15 protein-coding genes and 1 tRNA gene are annotated in these 18,400 nt (G+C 34.9%); 11 read left to right on the top strand and 5 right to left on the bottom strand.

Going from position 1 to position 18,400, the window contains the following annotated elements; genetic code table 11:
- Positions 1 to 34: 34 nt before the first annotated feature.
- The 5 genes from GZ212_RS04430 (at position 35) to GZ212_RS04410 (ending at position 4,626) form a co-directional block, all read left to right on the top strand.
- Positions 35 to 670: a cell division protein FtsQ/DivIB gene (locus tag GZ212_RS04430; protein WP_232633211.1), complete on the top strand. Its 636-nt coding sequence runs from the start codon at positions 35 to 37 to the stop codon at positions 668 to 670.
- A gap of 3 nt (positions 671 to 673) precedes the next feature.
- The gene (ftsA, locus tag GZ212_RS04425; RefSeq protein ID WP_166957626.1) at positions 674 to 2,005 is read left to right on the top strand and encodes a cell division protein FtsA; all 1,332 of its coding nucleotides are present in this window, start codon (positions 674 to 676) and stop codon (positions 2,003 to 2,005) included.
- Positions 2,006 to 2,019: 14 nt separating this feature from the next.
- On the top strand, positions 2,020 to 3,987 hold the full coding sequence (ftsZ, locus tag GZ212_RS04420) for a cell division protein FtsZ (RefSeq protein ID WP_166957624.1): 1,968 nt from the start codon (positions 2,020 to 2,022) through the stop codon (positions 3,985 to 3,987).
- Between the two features lie 102 nt (positions 3,988 to 4,089).
- Complete coding sequence (locus GZ212_RS04415) at positions 4,090 to 4,539, top strand: GatB/YqeY domain-containing protein (protein WP_166957622.1); 450 nt, start codon at positions 4,090 to 4,092, stop codon at positions 4,537 to 4,539.
- A 13-nt stretch (positions 4,540 to 4,552) separates the two neighbouring features.
- A tRNA-Arg gene (locus GZ212_RS04410) sits at positions 4,553 to 4,626 on the top strand.
- 221 nt (positions 4,627 to 4,847) lie between these two features.
- On the opposite strand, the gene GZ212_RS04405 is transcribed toward GZ212_RS04410, so the two are convergent.
- The 5 genes from GZ212_RS04405 to GZ212_RS04385 all read right to left on the bottom strand — a co-directional run bounded on the left by GZ212_RS04405 (position 4,848) and on the right by GZ212_RS04385 (position 10,648).
- The gene (locus GZ212_RS04405) at positions 4,848 to 5,420 is read right to left on the bottom strand and encodes a hypothetical protein (RefSeq protein ID WP_166957620.1); all 573 of its coding nucleotides are present in this window, start codon (positions 5,418 to 5,420) and stop codon (positions 4,848 to 4,850) included.
- Between the two features lie 72 nt (positions 5,421 to 5,492).
- Positions 5,493 to 6,536 (bottom strand): nucleotidyltransferase family protein, encoded by a 1,044-nt coding sequence (locus GZ212_RS04400; RefSeq protein ID WP_166957618.1) that lies wholly within the window; start codon positions 6,534 to 6,536, stop codon positions 5,493 to 5,495.
- On the bottom strand, positions 6,533 to 7,684 hold the full coding sequence (locus GZ212_RS04395; protein WP_166957616.1) for a hypothetical protein: 1,152 nt from the start codon (positions 7,682 to 7,684) through the stop codon (positions 6,533 to 6,535). The genes GZ212_RS04400 and GZ212_RS04395 overlap by 4 nt, the downstream gene beginning before the upstream one ends.
- A gap of 4 nt (positions 7,685 to 7,688) precedes the next feature.
- Positions 7,689 to 7,883, bottom strand: a complete 195-nt coding sequence (locus GZ212_RS04390; protein ID WP_166957614.1) for a hypothetical protein — start codon at positions 7,881 to 7,883, stop codon at positions 7,689 to 7,691.
- 101 nt (positions 7,884 to 7,984) lie between these two features.
- Positions 7,985 to 10,648, bottom strand: coding sequence for a GEVED domain-containing protein (locus tag GZ212_RS04385; RefSeq protein WP_166957612.1), 2,664 nt, complete (start codon positions 10,646 to 10,648; stop codon positions 7,985 to 7,987).
- Between the two features lie 511 nt (positions 10,649 to 11,159).
- Between GZ212_RS04385 and GZ212_RS04380 the strand changes: the two genes are divergently transcribed.
- The 6 genes from GZ212_RS04380 (at position 11,160) to GZ212_RS04355 (ending at position 18,400) form a co-directional block, all read left to right on the top strand.
- Entirely contained in the window at positions 11,160 to 12,551 is a 1,392-nt protein-coding gene (locus GZ212_RS04380) for a UDP-glucose 6-dehydrogenase (RefSeq protein WP_166957610.1), read from the top strand.
- A 53-nt stretch (positions 12,552 to 12,604) separates the two neighbouring features.
- Positions 12,605 to 13,459, top strand: a complete 855-nt coding sequence (locus tag GZ212_RS04375) for an ABC transporter permease (RefSeq protein WP_166957608.1) — start codon at positions 12,605 to 12,607, stop codon at positions 13,457 to 13,459.
- An 18-nt stretch (positions 13,460 to 13,477) separates the two neighbouring features.
- Positions 13,478 to 14,710: an ABC transporter ATP-binding protein gene (locus GZ212_RS04370; protein ID WP_166957605.1), complete on the top strand. Its 1,233-nt coding sequence runs from the start codon at positions 13,478 to 13,480 to the stop codon at positions 14,708 to 14,710.
- Between the two features lie 188 nt (positions 14,711 to 14,898).
- Entirely contained in the window at positions 14,899 to 16,326 is a 1,428-nt protein-coding gene (locus GZ212_RS04365; RefSeq protein WP_370520442.1) for an NDP-hexose 2,3-dehydratase family protein, read from the top strand.
- A gap of 6 nt (positions 16,327 to 16,332) precedes the next feature.
- The gene (locus GZ212_RS04360) at positions 16,333 to 17,313 is read left to right on the top strand and encodes a Gfo/Idh/MocA family protein (protein ID WP_166957603.1); all 981 of its coding nucleotides are present in this window, start codon (positions 16,333 to 16,335) and stop codon (positions 17,311 to 17,313) included.
- Positions 17,306 to 18,400, top strand: coding sequence for a DegT/DnrJ/EryC1/StrS aminotransferase family protein (locus GZ212_RS04355; protein ID WP_166957601.1), 1,095 nt, complete (start codon positions 17,306 to 17,308; stop codon positions 18,398 to 18,400). Before GZ212_RS04360 ends, GZ212_RS04355 begins: the two co-directional genes overlap by 8 nt.

Below are 18,400 nucleotides of genomic sequence, written 5' to 3'. Positions count from 1 at the left end.
GGTTTTTTTGTTCGCTTTTTCAGCAGAAAGACAAATGAATCGGGAAATATCTCGTGTGGATATAAGTTTCATAGGCGATAACAACATGTATATCACACAGGAAACTGTTAGTAAATTGTTAATACAAAATCCGCAAAGGTCTCAAAAGGAGTTTAAAGAAATTATAGATTTGAATGAATTGGAACATGCCCTGAATTCCAATCCGATGATTAAAACTGCAGATGTCTATGTGACTGTAGATGGCGTGTTAAAGGCAGATGTAGTCCAAAAGAAACCTATAGCAAGAGTGCGTACAAATGCATCGTATTACATCGATGATCAGGGTAGTTATATGCCTTTGTCGTCCAATTATTCTGCCAGAGTACCACTTGTAACCGGAAGTATCGACAAAAATAATTTGTCAAATGTATTTGAAGTTGCCAGAAAAATTCAAAATGATGAGTTTTTAAAAAAACACGTATTTGAAATAAGGCAAGACAAAAAGAATCATATATATCTCAGGTTGAGACAATATGATTTTATAGTAGAAATAGGAAAACCAACTAGCTTAGATAAAAAAATAAACAATCTCAAGGCATTTTATAAAAAGGCTTATAAAGAAAATAGGCTAAACAGTTACAGCAATATAAATCTGAGATTTGAAAGTCAAGTAGTCTGTACAAAAGTGTAAACAATGGAAAACAACATTGCAATAGGATTAGACATAGGAACCACGAAAATCGTGGCCATGATTGGTCGTAAAAATGAATACAGTAAAGTGGAGATTTTGGGAATTGGAAAATCCAAAAGCTTGGGTGTTCACCGTGGTGTGGTCAATAATATTACGCAAACAATACAGTCCATTCAAGCTGCAGTTCAAGAAGCTGAAGCGGCTGCAGATATTAAAATTGAGGATGTAACGGTGGGTATTGCTGGCCAACATATCCGTAGTTTACAACATAGTGATTACATCACTAGGCCCAATTCTGAGTTAGTAATCGACGAAGAAGATATTGAGCAATTAATTAATCAAGTTCATAAGTTGGTCATGCTTCCTGGAGAGGAAATAATACATGTTTTGCCACAGGAATATAAGGTTGATGGACAGGCCGAAATTAAGGAGCCTATTGGGATGTATGGAGGACGTTTAGAGGCAAATTTCCATGTTGTGGTTGGGCAAGTATCTTCTATTAGAAACATTGGAAGGTGTGTAAAAAGTGCTGGTTTAAATCTGGAGGGAATTACATTAGAGCCATTAGCTTCTGCAAATGCTGTGTTAAGCCAAGAGGAGAAAGAAGCTGGTGTCGCCTTAATTGATATAGGAGGTGGAACCACTGACTTAGCAGTATTTAAGGATGGCATTATTCGTCATACAGCTGTTATTCCATTTGGAGGTAATGTCATTACTGAAGATATCAAAGAGGGGTGTTCTATAATTGAGAAACAAGCGGAGTTATTAAAGATCAAATTCGGTTCTGCCTGGCCAGGGGAAAACAAGGATAATGAAATTGTTTCCATTCCTGGTTTAAGAGGTAGGGAGCCTAAGGAGATTACGCTTAAAAATTTATCGAAAATTATTCATGCCCGAGTTGTGGAGATTATCGAACAGGTGTACTTGGAGATCAAAAATTACGGTCATGAAGAACAAAAGAAAAAGCTTATTGCAGGTATTGTTTTGACAGGAGGCGGAAGTCAATTGAAACATTTAAAGCAATTAGTGGAATACATTACCGGGATGGATACAAGAATAGGTTATCCCAATGAACATTTGGCTGGAGATAGTGATGATGAAGTGACTAGTCCGTTATACGCCACAGCTGTAGGTTTGGTCATGGACGGATTGAAACGACATGAGAGAAAGAAAGCAGAGGCCAAAGCGCAAGAAAAGTATGAAGAACAAAAAGAACAGGCTCAAGAAACTAATGAAGAGCCTGAAGAACCAATACAAGAACCAAAACCAGAACGTCGCTCTTTTTTGGATAAACTAACCGAAAGAGTGAAGGATTTTTTAGATAACGCAGAATAATAAAACAAAGATTCATGAGCAGCAACACAGGAATTGAAAACAGTATCTCATTTGATTTACCTAAAAATCAGTCAAATGTTATCAAGGTTATTGGAGTTGGAGGTGGAGGTAGCAATGCTATTAACCACATGTTCCAACAAGGAATTAAGGGAGTCGATTTCGTAATTTGTAATACCGATGCCCAAGCACTTCAAAATAGCGGTGTTCCTAATAAAATTCAATTAGGGGTTAACCTAACTGAAGGGTTAGGTGCTGGAGCCAATCCAGAAATTGGAGAGAAGGCAGCCGTTGAAAGTTTTGATGAAATAAGCAGCATGTTGGATTCCAATACCAAAATGGTTTTTATTACTGCGGGAATGGGAGGTGGAACTGGAACAGGTGCTGCCCCAATTATAGCCAAAATGGCAAAGGAAATGGATATTCTTACTGTAGGAATCGTAACAATGCCATTTCAATTTGAAGGAAAATTAAGAAACCAACAAGCCCAAAAGGGAATTGACAACCTAAGGTCTATGGTTGATTCTCTGGTAGTCATTAATAATAATAAACTACGAGAGGTATACGGTAATCTAGGCTTTAAAGCTGGGTTCTCCAAGGCAGATGAAGTCTTGTCAACAGCTGCTCGTGGTATAGCTGAAGTTATAACTCATCACTATACCCAAAACATCGATTTACGTGATGCTAAAACTGTATTAAGCAATAGTGGTACAGCTATTATGGGATCTGCAATAGCATCTGGTCAAAATAGAGCTCATGAAGCTATCAGAAAGGCATTGGATTCGCCATTGCTAAATGATAATAAGATTACGGGTGCTAAGAATGTATTGTTGCTTATCGTTTCTGGTGTTCAGGAAATCACTATCGATGAAATTGGGGAAATCAATGATCATATTCAAGACGAAGCGGGTCATGGAGCCAATATTATTATGGGAGTTGGTGAGGATGAGTCACTTGATGAATCTATAGCCGTAACAATTATTGCCACTGGTTTTGATTTGGATCAACAGAATGAAATCTCTAATACAGAGATTAAAAAAGTAATCCACGCCTTGGAAGATGATAAGCCCTTTGAAAAGGATTTAACAAAGAAAGAAAAGCAACCCGCTATTATTACTCCCAACATAGAATTAAAAGAGGAGAAAAAAGAAGAGGTTGTCAAGCATACGTTAGATATTGAGGAATTTGATGATTTTCAAATTAAATCAGATTCATCACCTAAATTAAATCATTCTGAAGAGACTTTAGGATTGATTAACACAACTGAGGAAATTAAAAATATTAAGGTTACTTACGAAGAGGTAACTGCTGAAATTGAGGAAGAAGAGGATGATTATATCATCACTGAAATAAAACCTGAGGCAGTGGAAGAAAGTTATGAGGATGAGTATGGTGAGGAGGAGCAACAAATTACATTAACCTTTGATTTACCTATAAGTGAGTCTCCAATTACTAGCAAGGATAATGATTTTGTTGTGCATGAGTTGGATGAGAATGTTAAAAAAATGCCTGTAAGGGATTTTGTTGAGGTAATTCCTGTCACGGAGTCTAATGAAAAGGGAGAAGTGAGGTATGCCTTAGATGACTACATTGAAGTAGAGTCTGAAATGAACCCTAAAAAGAATGAGGTGGTCATTGAGGAACAGGATGTAGTATTTGAAAAGAAAACTCTAAAAGAGGATGTTGAACAGGGAGCTGAGTCTGGTGGGGATATAGATCCTATGAACAGTCCAATATCTGATATGTTAAAAGAGCGTGCGGAGGAAAGAAGGAGAAAGATGAAGGATTTTAATTATAAATTCAACACGAATAAGATTGATGATATTGAAAAAATACCTGCATACAAAAGACACGGTGTAGATTTAAATGACACCCCACATTCGTCAGATTCAAGTAGTATGTCCAGTACCAGTATTAGTTTGGATGACAATAATGATATACAGATGAGAAATAACAATTCATTTCTTCATGACAATGTAGATTAATAGCAATTAAGTTTAGTGTTTAAGCTTCTTGGAAACCCGAAGAATCAGTAATGGTTTTTCGGGTTTTCTTTAGTATCTTCGCAAACGCAAAATAAACGAATTATGAGTTTACAGAATAAAGTGATGGATGGTATGAAAGAGGCTATGAAAGCAAAGAATCAAACAGCTTTAACTGCTTTGAGAGCCATAAAATCATCTATACTTTTAGCACAAACCGAGACGGGTGCAGGTGATGGTTTAACCGAAGACCAGGAGCTTAAATTACTTCAGAAACTGGTTAAACAACGTCAAGACAGTGCAGCTATTTATTTAGAACAAGGAAGAGAAGATTTGGCGCAACCTGAAATAGATGAAGCCAAAGTTATTAGTCAATTTTTACCAGAGCAACTTTCTGAAGCTGAAATTGAAAAGGCAGTTGTTGCTACAATCGAGAAGGTTGGTGCAGATGGTATGAAAGATATGGGAAAAGTAATGGGACTTGTTAGTAAGGAACTGGCTGGAAAAGCCGATGGAAAAACTATTTCAACCATTGTAAAGGCTAAATTGAGTTAGATTATACTTTTTTGGCCGCGTAGTTCAACTGGATAGAATATCAGATTTCGGCTCTGAGGGTTGGGGGTTCGAATCCCTCCGCGGTCACGGATAAATAAAAAAGTCTCACAATAAATCAAGTTTACTTGAATTTAGAAGTGAGACTTTTTTATTTTCAACACGGAGTGTTGAGGGAAATAAAATCCTCCACTTTCAGTTTTTAATAGATGATATAGCTTTAGAGTCTATTTGATTTTTGGCTGAACATTGATAAAAAAATAAAGGGACATAATCTTATGTCCCTTTATTTTTTATAGTTATGATACCTTTTAAAGCTTAAAAACGCCCATTAGGTAATATTGGTAATGGTTGTTGTCATATTGTCTATCCAATCTATGAAACGCCCATTTTCCTGCAGCTTGAAGTCGTATTCCAATGTTGTCAGAGACCCATACAGTGCCCCCTAGTGCTAAGTTCCAAGAGAAATTGGACTCGTTTAAAGAAAAATACCCAGGACCTGTACTTACATAAAGATCTAACCAATCTGGCTCTCTTTTAAACAGTAAGTCCGAATAATAAAATTTAAGATAAGTATTGGTACTTATATAGGTTTTGTCTTCATCCAAAACTCCATTGTCAATCCATTCTCCTTTTTTGTAGCCATTCAATTGAAAATCTTGTTCAAAATATAAATAACCATTCAGACCAAATTCAACTGAAAATGCGATTGGGATATGGAAAGCAATTTCATCAAAATCCTTCCATGGTTTTCTGGTGCCTTCTGTCACCAAGCCATTAACACCTAAGCTCACCAAGACGGTTGGGTCATTTTCCAAACGCATTTGGCTATAACCACTTGTGAAAGTAGATACAAGAAATGCTAAAATTAAGAGTCTTTTCATAAAAAATGGTTTGTTCAAAAATAGAGTTTTAGTTGATAATAAAAAAAAATTACTTGTATTAATTGTCCTCTCTTAAGGCTTATTGTTCAGTATTTTATTTAATAAAATATGCTTGCGGTAACTTTTATTAGTTGTGAAAAGATGTAATCTTTCATTTACAGCTTGAAATTTTGTTAAAGAACTGATTAAAATTCTTTTTGATTGAGGTCTTTTTGCGAAAAATTTAAAAATGAGGTATTTAATAGGTTTGTCCTTGTAATTAACCAAAGGTTTTAATTCTTCAAAATATATTGATGATAAGCTAGTAAATAATTTAAAAAAAGTATTGCCTTTTAAGTCATGAAATAATTTTGATTGAGTATTTAATCCCAAAATTATAGAATCATAGGTTGATTTAAATTTCACATTCGGAATACTTTGACACTTATCATTTATTTGTGTGGTGTAAATGGCTATTTTTATGGCGTCCTTTTGATTGGGCACTGGTAGTCCTGAATAGTACCTTTTATTAGTTAGTATTTCTGAGGCATCTAACAAATTATTAGTTTTGGTAGTCAATAAATTTCGGTGTAATTCAACGGCTCCAAATTTTTCCTTTGAAATTTGTCTTGGGTAATGTCTGTAGTCCTTAATTTCATAATTAAAGGGTCTTAAATCATTATAACCCTTGGAAATTAAAAGTTGAAATGCATGATCAATTTTGGCTTTATCAACTAGGATATCGATGTCGCCAATCATTCTAAAACCGATATCTTCCAAAGGGTTGATTGCAATTAAGGCAATGCCTTTTATAAATATGTGATCGATTTGATTTTCATCAAAGGCTAGGGAAATTTCTTTTGCCTCAGAAAGTAATTTTCTGTTTCTATTTCGGTTGATGTTCGTAATTTCTTCCAGATATGAGTTTAAATCTTCTGGAGTGTATTTTAACAGTTGCTTATTTTTTATTTCTATATAAGTTGCAGGAAGCATAAGTTCACTACTGGCAATCTTTATAAATTCTTCCCAATTGACTTCATTTGAAAGAAATAGAGATTTTAATTGTTTCTCATTCTGTGTCTGGGATAATATACTCCCTAAAAGATGGTAAGCTGTTTTCAAATCTGGATGATTCAATCAACAATATGGTTATTTTTAAATAAAGTTTTAATCTTTTCAATGGCAAACTTATTTTCATGATAAATTAGTTCATAAAATTGACATTCACCAATCCAATTTAAAAAAGATTCTGCATGCTCTTTTTTTGGGGATATCCAAGAATCTGGAATCAATGATTTCAAAATTTTATCAGAAGAAACTGATTTTAAATATTGCCCTTCTGTTTTACTATACTGGACATAAACAATTTTGTTGCATCTCCTTGAAGGTGTAGTTAAATCAATAGCTTTCTCTTGTAAATACCTTACTGCAATTTGTTTTTTCGGATTTATTTTAGCCTCACTAATTCTCAAGTTGTCTGGGATGTTCTTAAATTGATTAAAAGCTCCTTCCTTTATTGATATAGCACTCGGATTTTTATAAAGTTTAAGGGATTTGCTTGATAGCGGAGTGAAATCATCTGCTAGAAGTGATAGCCCATTTAATAAACATAGTCCAGCTAATGTACTTTTACCATTTCCAGATTCTCCAACTAGCATTATAGCTTGGTTTTCATCACAAACTGTCGATGCATGTAAAGTGGCTAACCAGCTGGTAGTCGGGAATGAGTAAAGATTGCTGATTAACTCCATTGAAAATTTCCCAAATAAATAATGCATTTTGGAGTAAGGATATTTGGCAATTAGTTGTCCTTGTTTTTCAAGATATGCAATACCGTTCGATATCTTAAAATCAAAGCAAATTAAATTTTCATTTGCCTTATGAACTTTAAATTGACTTAACCTTTCCTTGATTAGATTAAATATGGGGTCATCTGAAAATCTTAAATTCAATGATTTTTCCCCAATATAATAGTAATAGTTGGAAACGGGAGTTAAGTCCAGTTTGGTATCAGAAAATTTTTCATTGGGGATAGATTCAACTTGTAGTGAATTGGCTTCGTACAAAAAGGATGAAAGCTCCTTATAGGTTAATCGAGCTTGTGTTTCATCAAACGTGCTCTTGTTGTGTCGTTTGAATTCTGTTATGTTTTCAGAATTTAAAAAGATGGTTATGAGATGATATAAAAAGTCAGAGGCAATTACATATTGGTTTGTTTTTTCAAACCAAATAATGTAATTGCCTCCAATATATTTTGCAAATGTAGGTTTTAAGCTACCTTTCAACTATCTATTGTTCAAATAATTCATCGAAACTATCTCCAGAATTACCTGGTCTATCACCACCTCCGGGAGGAGGGGATTCGGTTTGAGCCTTTAAAGGATTAAGTATGAGAAATGTGCCTGCAGCTGTAAGAGCTGCATATTTACCCATTTTCTTAATGGCTTCTTTTCTGGTGATTTGGTCGTTATTATTTTTCTCCATAAGATTCTTTAAATAAAAACTAGGTCAAATGTACTTAATTATAATTGCAAACCAATAAATAGCTTTAAAATTTATGGGATTTACAATTTTAATCACGCAATTTAATTAATAATTAGTTTTTTGGTAATGTTTTGGTTTTTATTTTTCATTTTTAAAATATAAACGCCTGAACTTAATTGGTTGGCATCTATCTCGTGATACATGATATTCTTAGAGGTCGAAGACGTGATTAGTCTTTTTCCTTGAATATCTATTACTTCAAAAATTGAATCTCCAATTGTTTGACCAGTAATAAAAATGGTTTTGTTTTTACTGTAAATTTTAATATCACTTAATTGATTTTCATCTATACTTAAATTCTGTTCATTCGTAAACCTTATAAAGAATCTGCCGGTACCTGATAAATCTTGATTAGAGTTAAAGGTATAGTCGTTATTGTTTAAGAGAGTAAAAGTGCCAGTAAGAGTATCTTCTAAGAAAACAGTTACTCCATCTGGAATGGAAGATTCAAGCATGCTAATTGTAAGTTGCTGGCCTTGAACAGCATTAACTCCTAAAGGTATTGCAATCTCTTCTGAACCTAAATCTTCATAGGATAACGTTTGTATAGCAAAATCCTTATTAGATAATGAATCATCTAATAATGAAGAAAATAGAGCGAATTCTTCAGCTTCTCCTCCTAATACAACTGTATCATAACCTGTATCTAAACCAGAAGTTCCATTGTCTAGGAAAAACAATCCTGTTAAGTTGCTTTGATAGTCATTAGTCAATTTCAATTTAATTTCGGCTATATTCATGTTTGAAGCTCGTCCATTCACAAAATCATCAGTGTCCCCCGTAGTTCTCATTGCTGTGCTGAAAAGTGCATTTCCATCACCTCCTGAAGGTATAGCGATTATAAAACCTTGTCCAGGTGCTAACTTCGCATCATTTGCAACGGCATAAGATAGGTTCCAAACGGTATAGCTGTCAAAGCCATTATAACCATAAATACCTACCGCATCTGAAGCAAATAAAGTCAAATTATCTGCAAGGAATTGATCTGCCGCAATATATGATGGATAAGGGTTTCCTATTAAGTTCCAAGAAGGATAACTAGCTCCAGAATGACTTACTGGAATTGAAATATTTGTCTTTTGTGCTTCGCCGGCAAATACAAAAGTACTATTAGTTGTATTGTCAACAGATCCTGTTCTAAAACCAATGGCTGGTTCTAGGATGACACCGCTCTCAGCAGGAATGTCAACATTATAGGTTAAAAATGTGCCTGAGGATTTTTCAAAAGGCCCAAAAAACTTTTCAGATGGGTCTGAAGGATAAGAATATAGGTTAATATTGTTTGTTGCATTACTGGCAAAGTCACCAAAGGTTTGTCCCGTTAATGGAGCTGAAATAAAATCATTTCCATTAGGTCCAAGAATGTATTCATTCACATGTCTGGAATATGTCATATTTCCGATAATGTCTCCATCCAAAATCATACTTGGGAATTGTGTTGAGGACGATACAAAATTAATGCTGCTTGAAGCAGTCAAAGTAACTCCAGAATCTACAGTAATATTTCCTGCAGGTTCTACAGTCATAACCGTGAAATTAGTACTTGCGTAGAAATTAGCTGTTCCGTCTTCAACAATAATTTGACTATCAGCTGCGGCCGTACCATTTGGATCGGCTGGCGCCCAACCGCCATTTGTTTCATTGTATGTGTAAACAACAGGTCCAGTTGGTGGTATAAAGTTAAGTGAGTAGTCTTCGGTCTCTCCTATTGGATAGCTCCCACAAGGTGCAGGTGGTATTGATCCGTTGCCCATTATAATTCTTATTCTGGTTGGGTCGCTTGTCACATTTTGTGGTACAGTGAATGTAAGTTCAATTTCAGTTGGAGTTGCACTAGGTAATACTTGGTCAACTATAAATGCGGCTAATTCTGATGGGTCATCAAAATCTTCATCACCATTATAATCAATATAAACGGAGAAGCCTTGAACAAATGTTGATGAGAAACTATTTACGGCAGTGACTGTTGCCGTATAAGTACTCAATTCTTCCAAGGTAGTTGATTGGCTTGTGAAATTTGAATATCCCGAAGCACCATTGTTTAAATTGGAGATAGTATTTAATTCAAATCCAGAAATATAAGTTAGGGTTTCTGCTCCAGGAGTAGAATTGGAGTCACAATAATTGGTCATTTCCAATGCATCAACAACAATACTGCTCACCTCAAAACTAGCATTTCCTTCAGAGCTAAAATAAAAACGAACTCTTAGCTCATTTCCAGCGACACCAGTGATATTCGTCCAAGCGGCAGGAGTGTTTAAATTAGCTGCATTACTTGTGATTGCAGGGGTTTGGTATACCCATGGTTGGTCGTCAATTTGATAAGACCATTGCAAATAACCGCCTCCATTAAAAGGGTTTCCGCCAGTGATGTCTCCAATTCCTATAATACTCAAAGATGTTATACTAGAAATATCAATGGGAAAACTTTCAAAATAAGCTTCTCCTCCAAAATCTTGAGACTCGATAACAGACCCATTGGTCCTAAAATAGTTATCCCCTTGTTGGTTGTCTGTAGCAGGAGTAACATCGTAACCCAAATAAAAATTGGGGCCAATGGCAATTTGTTCCGGTGGCGCTGCTGCTGGTGGGTTGTTGCTTGAGTGAGTGAAGCCAACACTAGTTGAAAAATCGGCTTGATAAATAGTTTGACCAAAACTTATTGAGGTCATTAGAATAGCAAAAAATAGTAAGATTTGTTTCATGGGTATAAGATGATTTAATACAAATCAACTAATTAAATAGTATTGAGTAAAAATTAATACGTTGATTGCACTGTTTTTATCGATTAGATGCGCTGTTAAATAAGGTGTTACAATTTAAAAGCTCCCTAGGTTTTTTATCTTCTGGGTCAACTGTTTTATGTTGTTTTTGAGGGAATCAAATATTTATAGGTATTTATATTCGAAATTAATTATTTGAGGTGAAATTATTGAGGAATTTTCAGTTAATATTTAGGTTGAATGAGAATGATATATTTTGATCCTAATGTGATCTGGTGACTCTGGTTTTTCTTGCCGAAAAATAGGTTTTACTTTGATATAATAGGCATATTTCTAAATTTCAGTGTGATTTATCAGAGTATTTTCAATAATAGATAGTTCTAATTAAAAGAAATTGTTAAAGTCTAAATCCTAATGATTTCTTAAATCAAATTAATTAAAAACTACCTATATTTGACCTTCGTAATAAAGTTATTTTCAAAATAATATCTTAATGAAAATCAAAAATATCTGTTGTATAGGAGCTGGTTATGTCGGTGGTCCTACAATGGCAGTCATTGCCCAAAAAAATCCCAATATTAATGTGACGGTAGTCGATTTGAACAAGCAAAGAATTGCTGCTTGGAATGATGAAGATCTTAATAATCTTCCTGTTTATGAACCTGGTTTAGATGTGGTTGTTAAGGAGGCGAGAGGGCGAAACCTGTTCTTTTCTACTGAAGTGGACCAAGCTATAGAAGCTGCTGAAATGGTGTTTATTTCGGTAAATACGCCAACTAAAACCTATGGAGAAGGAAAGGGGATGGCGGCTGATTTAAAATATGTTGAGCTATGTGCGAGACAAATCGCTAGAGTCTCTAAAGGCGATAAAATTGTAGTTGAGAAATCAACGCTTCCGGTTAGAACGGCACAAGCGGTAAAAAGTATTTTGGCAAACACAGGAAATGGACATAAATTTTCGATTTTATCCAATCCTGAATTTTTAGCTGAAGGAACAGCCGTGGAAGATTTGCAAAGCCCAGACAGAGTTTTGATTGGAGGTGAAGATACACCTGAAGGAAAAGAAGCAATGCAGGCCTTGGTGGATATTTATGCTAGTTGGGTGCCCAGAGAGCAAATTCTAACGACCAATGTTTGGTCTTCAGAATTATCAAAATTGGTAGCCAATGCGTTTTTAGCGCAAAGAGTTTCTTCCATAAATGCTATTTCTGAGTTGTGTGAAGCAACCGAGGCTGATGTTGATGAAGTTTCAAGAGCCATAGGGAAAGACTCTAGGATAGGACCTAAGTTTTTAAAGGCTTCTGTAGGTTTTGGAGGATCTTGTTTCCAAAAAGATATTTTAAACTTGGTTTATATCTCCAAGTCTCTTGGGTTAAATGAAGTGGCAGATTACTGGGAGCAAGTCATTATTATGAATGACTATCAAAAGTATCGTTTTGCTAAAAAAATTATAACTACGCTTTATAATACGATCGCAGACAAAAAAATAGCATTTTTAGGATGGGCCTTTAAAAAGGATACCAATGATACTAGAGAAAGTGCAGCAATTTATGTGGCAGAACATTTGCTTCAAGAGCAAGCGAATATTGTTGTTTACGATCCAAAAGTAACTGAGGAGCAAATCTATTCAGATTTGGAGTATCTAGGAACTTTGTCTTCTGAAGATATTATGAATCGGGTTACTGTGGTTAATGACCCATACAGAGCTATGGATAATGCTCATGCAGTGGCCGTTCTAACCGAGTGGGACGAATTTAAATCTTATGATTGGTGTAAGGTTTACGAAAGTATGATGAAACCAGCTTTTGTATTTGATGGACGTCGGTTGTTGGATTATTGCCAAATGAGCGATTTAGGATTTAAGTTTTATACTATAGGGAAATAGTCTTCTTTATAAATAATGAATGATAATATTATTTTACTAGTGAAAAATATTTAATGGAGACATCTCAATTAAAAGTTTTTGTCAATCAGCCCTCTAAAAATTCAAAAAAGGAAATTTCGCTTCTGCAAATGTTTTCCGATCTTTTGGAGGCACGTTTTTTAGGGAAACAGATGTTCCTCCGAGATACTAAGGCTATGTTTAGGCAGTCTGTTCTAGGTATTATTTGGGCTATATTTCCACCTTTTTTATCTGCTGGGTTATGGGTGTTCTTAAACTCATCCGGAGCTGTCAATATTACAGACTCTGGTGTGCCTTATCCTATTTTTGTGATGTGTGGTACTGTGCTATTTACAACATTTACTCATGCTTTGAATATGCCGGCAGATGCCGTGATGGCGGGGAAAAGTATTATGTCAAAGCTTAATTTTCCGAGGGAGGCTTTACTTATTAATGCCTTTTATAAAGTGCTGTTCGATTTTGGTTTGAAATTTATGGCATTGGTGCTTATTACTTTAGTTCTGGGCTTCAGTTTAGGTTGGACTATTTTGTTGTTTCCGTTGGGGGCATTGGTAGCCATTCTATTTGGTTTTAGTTTTGGAGTGTTTTTAATCCCCTTTAAAATGTTGTATGGAGATTTTAAGCGCATGTTAGCCATAGTTACACAGGTGTTAATGTATGCAACGCCTATTGTTTACCCCATGCCAGAATCAGGCATTAGTAGGTTGTTTAATACCTATAATCCTATTTACTATATGACCGCAATACCAAGGAGCTGGTTTACCAATGAAGAGGTACCTACAATTTGGCCATTTTGGGTGATACTGGGGGTATCAATTATAGTGATGTTTTTTGGGTGGGTATTGTATCGCATTACCATGCCCATAATAGTTGAACGGGTAGGGGCCTAAATAAAATTAGAATTTCAGATGAGTCAAAATAATAACGAAGTACTGATTACCTGTGAGGCAGTTTCCAAAAAATTTTGTAAGGATTTTAAGCGCTCTTTGTGGTATGGTATTAAGGATGTAGGCCTCACTTTCTCTAGTAGGGGACAGCATCAAGATATCTTACGAAAGGATGAGTTTTGGGCAGTTAAAGATATTAATTTTGAGTTGCGTCGAGGAGAATGTTTGGGTTTGATAGGACATAATGGCGCTGGAAAATCGACCCTGCTAAAAATTTTAAATGGGCTAATAACGCCAGATCAAGGAAAAGTTACTATGAAGGGGAGGGTAGGGGCTTTGATTGAGTTGGGTGCGGGCTTTAATCCAGTGTTGACCGGTCGCGAAAATATTTACAATAACGGAGCGGTTCTCGGGTTTTCAAAAAAAGAAATAGATGCCAAATTAGAAGCTATTATAGAGTTTTCAGAAATTGGGGAGTTTATAGATGCACCTGTGCAAAATTATAGTTCAGGAATGAAAGTTCGTTTGGGGTTTGCTGTTGCTGCACAAATGGAACCGGATATAATGATTGTGGATGAAGTATTAGCGGTTGGAGACTTGGGTTTTGTCATAAAATGTCTGAATCGTATGGGTGAACTCATTCCTAATTGTGCTGTGATTTTTGTGAGTCATAGTATGCCGATGGTGGCTCGTATTTGTAACCGTGTTTTATTAATGGATAAAGGCCAGGAAAAGTTATTGACTAACGATTTGGCTGAAGGAATACAGCAATATGTAAATATGTTTGAGTCTCCGGAACGAATCAATCAAGGAACAGGAGATGTTGAATTAGAAAAAATTGAAATTTACGATCCTAATTTGAAAATCTATGTGAATACAGACAATGTAACTTTAGAAACCTATGATGATTTAAAACTTAACATCACATTGAAAATTTCAAGTAGAATATCTTCATTTCATTTATTTATTACTGCTTTCGATGGACGGTTAAGAGAGGTTATTTCAACAAATTCAGAAATTACCAGGAAGCCGTTTACCAATAATTCGAACGCGACGAGAACCTATAATGTTGTTATTCCAAGACTAGTATTGGCTTCAGATAAGTTTAGCATTACGATTGGAGCTTCAGACCCCATTTCAAAACAGTTTTATTGTCGGGTTACCAATAGTATGTTTTTTAATGTGAAGGCTGTTGGAGCAACTTGGGCGACTTCAGTCGTGCCAGGAGAATGGACAGAATTAGTTTCAAAGTAATAACTTATAAATTAAGTTTTTGCCTTCAGTTTTATTTTATAAACGATATTGATAAATCAAGAATCTCTAATAATAAATTTGTATAATTAAATTGTTAATAATTGAATCTAATTTCGAATGAATCTATTTTGCTTAGGTATATTTGTTAAAAAATAGGTATCAAAATTTAAATCCTAAATCTTCAGAATGTGATTACCGATAAAAATATATTATTTCTTAAATCTGCACTGTGCACAGAAAGCACCTTATTAACACTTGAAGAAACATTGGATTGGATTAAAAAGCAAAATCAAAAAGTTTCTGTTGAGGTAAATAAAATACCTTTTTCTGCTTTGGAATTATGGGGGTTCGACAAAGAAAAATCTGTCTTAAAACATGACACAGGAAAGTTTTTTTCTATTGAGGGAATAAGTGTTAAAACTAATTGGGGACGCACAAATAGTTGGTCGCAACCTATTATTAACCAACCAGAAATTGGTTATTTGGGTTTTATCACCAAAGAGTTTAACGGAGTTTTGTATTTTTTAGTTCAAGCAAAAATTGAACCAGGAAACGTAAATTATGTCCAGTTATCACCAACTCTTCAGGCAACCAAAAGTAATTATACCAGATCGCACAGAGGTAAAGCGCCGTCCTATTTAAATTACTTTGTAAACGCCAAACCAGAGCAAATTCTATTAGATCAACTACAAAGTGAGCAAGGAGCGAGGTTTTTAAAGAAAAGAAATCGCAATATCATAATTAAAATTGATGAAGATATTGAACTGTTAGACAACTTCATTTGGCTCACTTTAGGACAAATTAAAAAATTAATGTTTCATAATAATGTTGTTAATATGGATGTAAGAACAGTTGTTTCTGGCATCTCCTTCGGAGATTACAGTTTCGAAGATTACAACAATATTAGTTTTTTAAAACCTTTTATAAACACCGAATCAATTCAGAAAAAGAGCTTGCAATCTACAATGTTGGTTAATAAATCGCTGCATTCTCAAGAAGAGATAATTAGTTTTATTACTAGACAGAAGTGTAAGTTTGAACTAGAGATAAACAGAACTTCACTTTCCAATCTAGAGGAATGGGTTATAGAAAATGATTGTATAAGGCATATTGAAGATAAGTATTTTAAAGTTATTGCTGTTGAAGTAAATATAGGGAATAGAGAAGTATTAAAATGGACGCAACCTTTAATAGAGCCAGCGCAAGAGGGTATTTGTGCCTTTGTTTGCAAGGAAATAAATGGTATTTTGCATTATGCAGTTCAAGCCAAATTGGAATGTGGAAATTTTGATATTATTGAGTTTGCACCAACCGTACAATGTTTAACTGGAAATTATAGAAGGACAGAGACCGGGAGATTGCCGTTTTTGGATTATGTATTAAATATCCCAGAGCACCAAACCGTATTTGATACCATTCAGTCTGAAGAGGGCGGACGCTTTTATAAGGAGCAAAATAGAAATATGATTGTTTTGGCTGGTGATGAAATAGATGTAGCTCTCCCTGAAAACTACATATGGATGACCATAAATCAACTGCAAACATTTGTGCAATACAATAATTATATCAACATACAGGCTAGGTCACTACTGTCGGCAACAAATTTTGTAAGCTAATTATATATGAAGGCCATAAGAATAGGAATACTAGGAACAGCAAATATTGCCAAACGTTCCATAATCCCAGAATTAAAAAAGCAGGACGATAAGTTTACTATTGTTGGAATTGCCTCTAGGAATAAAGTAAAAGCCATAAAAACTGCCAAAGCTTTTGATGTTAAACCCTATTTTAGCTATGAAGATTTAATTAATGAGGAGGGTATAGACGCGATTTATATACCACTTCCAAACGCGTTACACTTTCAATATGCTAAAATGGCATTAAGTAAGGGTCTTCATGTATTGGTAGAAAAATCGCTTGGTGTTTCATTTAAAGAAGTGAATGAACTTGTTAAATTGGCAGAGGAGAGGAGTTTGCTTCTTGTGGAGAATTTTCAATTTAGATTTCATAGCCAGTTACAGTATCTTCTCAATTTAATTCAAACCGGTGTAATAGGTGATATTAGATCGCTAAACGCCAATTTTTGTTTTCCTCCTTTCAGAGACAAGAATAATATCCGCTACGACAAGACTTTAGGTGGAGGAGCTTTATTGGATGCAGGCGCATACACAGTTAAAATTAGTAGCATAATACTTGGCAATGGATTGCATGTTGAAGGGGCCACATTAAATACACCTGTAGGTTTTGATGTTGATATTTGGGGAGGTGCTTTTTTAAAACAAGCGGAAACCGGAAAGTATGCTAGTTTGACGTTTGGATTTGATCATTACTATCAATGTGGTGTTCAAATCATAGGGACAAAAGGAAAAGTAAGTGCCAATAGACTATTTACCGCTCCGAGCGATCTTAATCCAATTTTTGAATTGGGGATTAATGGAAAAGAAAAGGAAATTGTAAAGCTACCATCAGATAATCATTTTGCGAATATGCTTTCCTACTTTTTTCATTCAGTTAGTAACCAAGAAGCTAAGGCACTAGAAAACGCTCAAAACTTGGTGCAAGCACAATTAATTCATGAAATAAATTTGAAAAATAATGCCTAATAATCCAATATTTGTTACGAAGCCTACGCTCGCCCCATTAGAAGAATTTACTGAAATTTTAAACGGGGTTTGGGACAGAGGAATATTAACCCATAACGGACCTTTAGTTCAAGAATTAGAACAAGAGGTTTGTAAAAAATTGAATATCAATCATTTTGTTGCGGTTACAAACGGTACGATTGCCATACAAATGGCTATTAAAGCACTTGGGGTTAAAGGGGAAATTATTACCACACCTTTTACATGGGTAGCTACACTTAGTGCTATTCAGTGGGAGGGATGCACTCCTGTATTTTGCGATATAGAACCAGATACCCTTAATATAGATCCTACACAGTTAGAAGCTTGTATCACTCCGAATACAGTGGCTATAATGCCTGTACATGTATTTGGTAATCCATGTGATGTTGAGGCTATAGATTTAATTGCTAAAAAGTATGGATTAAAGGTGATATATGATGCTGCGCATGCAATAGGCTCTACATATAAAGGGCAAAGTCTTTTAGAATATGGAAACATATCAGCAACAAGCTTACATGCTACAAAACTATTTAATACAGCAGAAGGTGGTGCATGTATTACCAAAGATCTAGAGCTGTTCGAAAAACTAAAGCGGATTAGATTTTTTGGGCATGACCAAAAAAAAGCTATAGTCGAGGAGGGCTTTAATGGTAAAGTAACCGAAGTTCATGCAGCTCTAGGGTTAGCAAATTTGAAATATTTTGATTCAGTATTAAAGGATAGAAAAGCAAAATACGGCATATATAAGGATGCACTGTCAGGATTTGAAGGTATAAGTTTTCAAGAATTGAAATTTGGCGGAGCAAATTACTCCTATTTTCCAATCATTTTTGATTCTGAAGAGCAATTACTAAATGCTGAACAGTTACTGAATAAAGAAAAAGTCTATCCGAGACGCTACTTTTACCCCGCAGTAAATACTTTAGAAGCGATAGTAACTTATAAGGAAATGCCTATTGCAGAAGATATTGCTAAACGCATACTTTGTTTGCCACTTTATTACGATTTAAAGGAAGAGGAGCAAGAATTTATTATTCAACTTTTATTAAAACTAAAAAATAGTTAA

The organism is Mangrovimonas sp. CR14, from assembly GCF_011764015.1.
Taxonomy (GTDB): Bacteria; Bacteroidota; Bacteroidia; order Flavobacteriales; family Flavobacteriaceae; genus Mangrovimonas; species Mangrovimonas futianensis.
The sequence above is the reverse complement of the archived record's forward strand: the minus strand, read 5'-3'. Positions and strand labels throughout refer to the sequence as shown.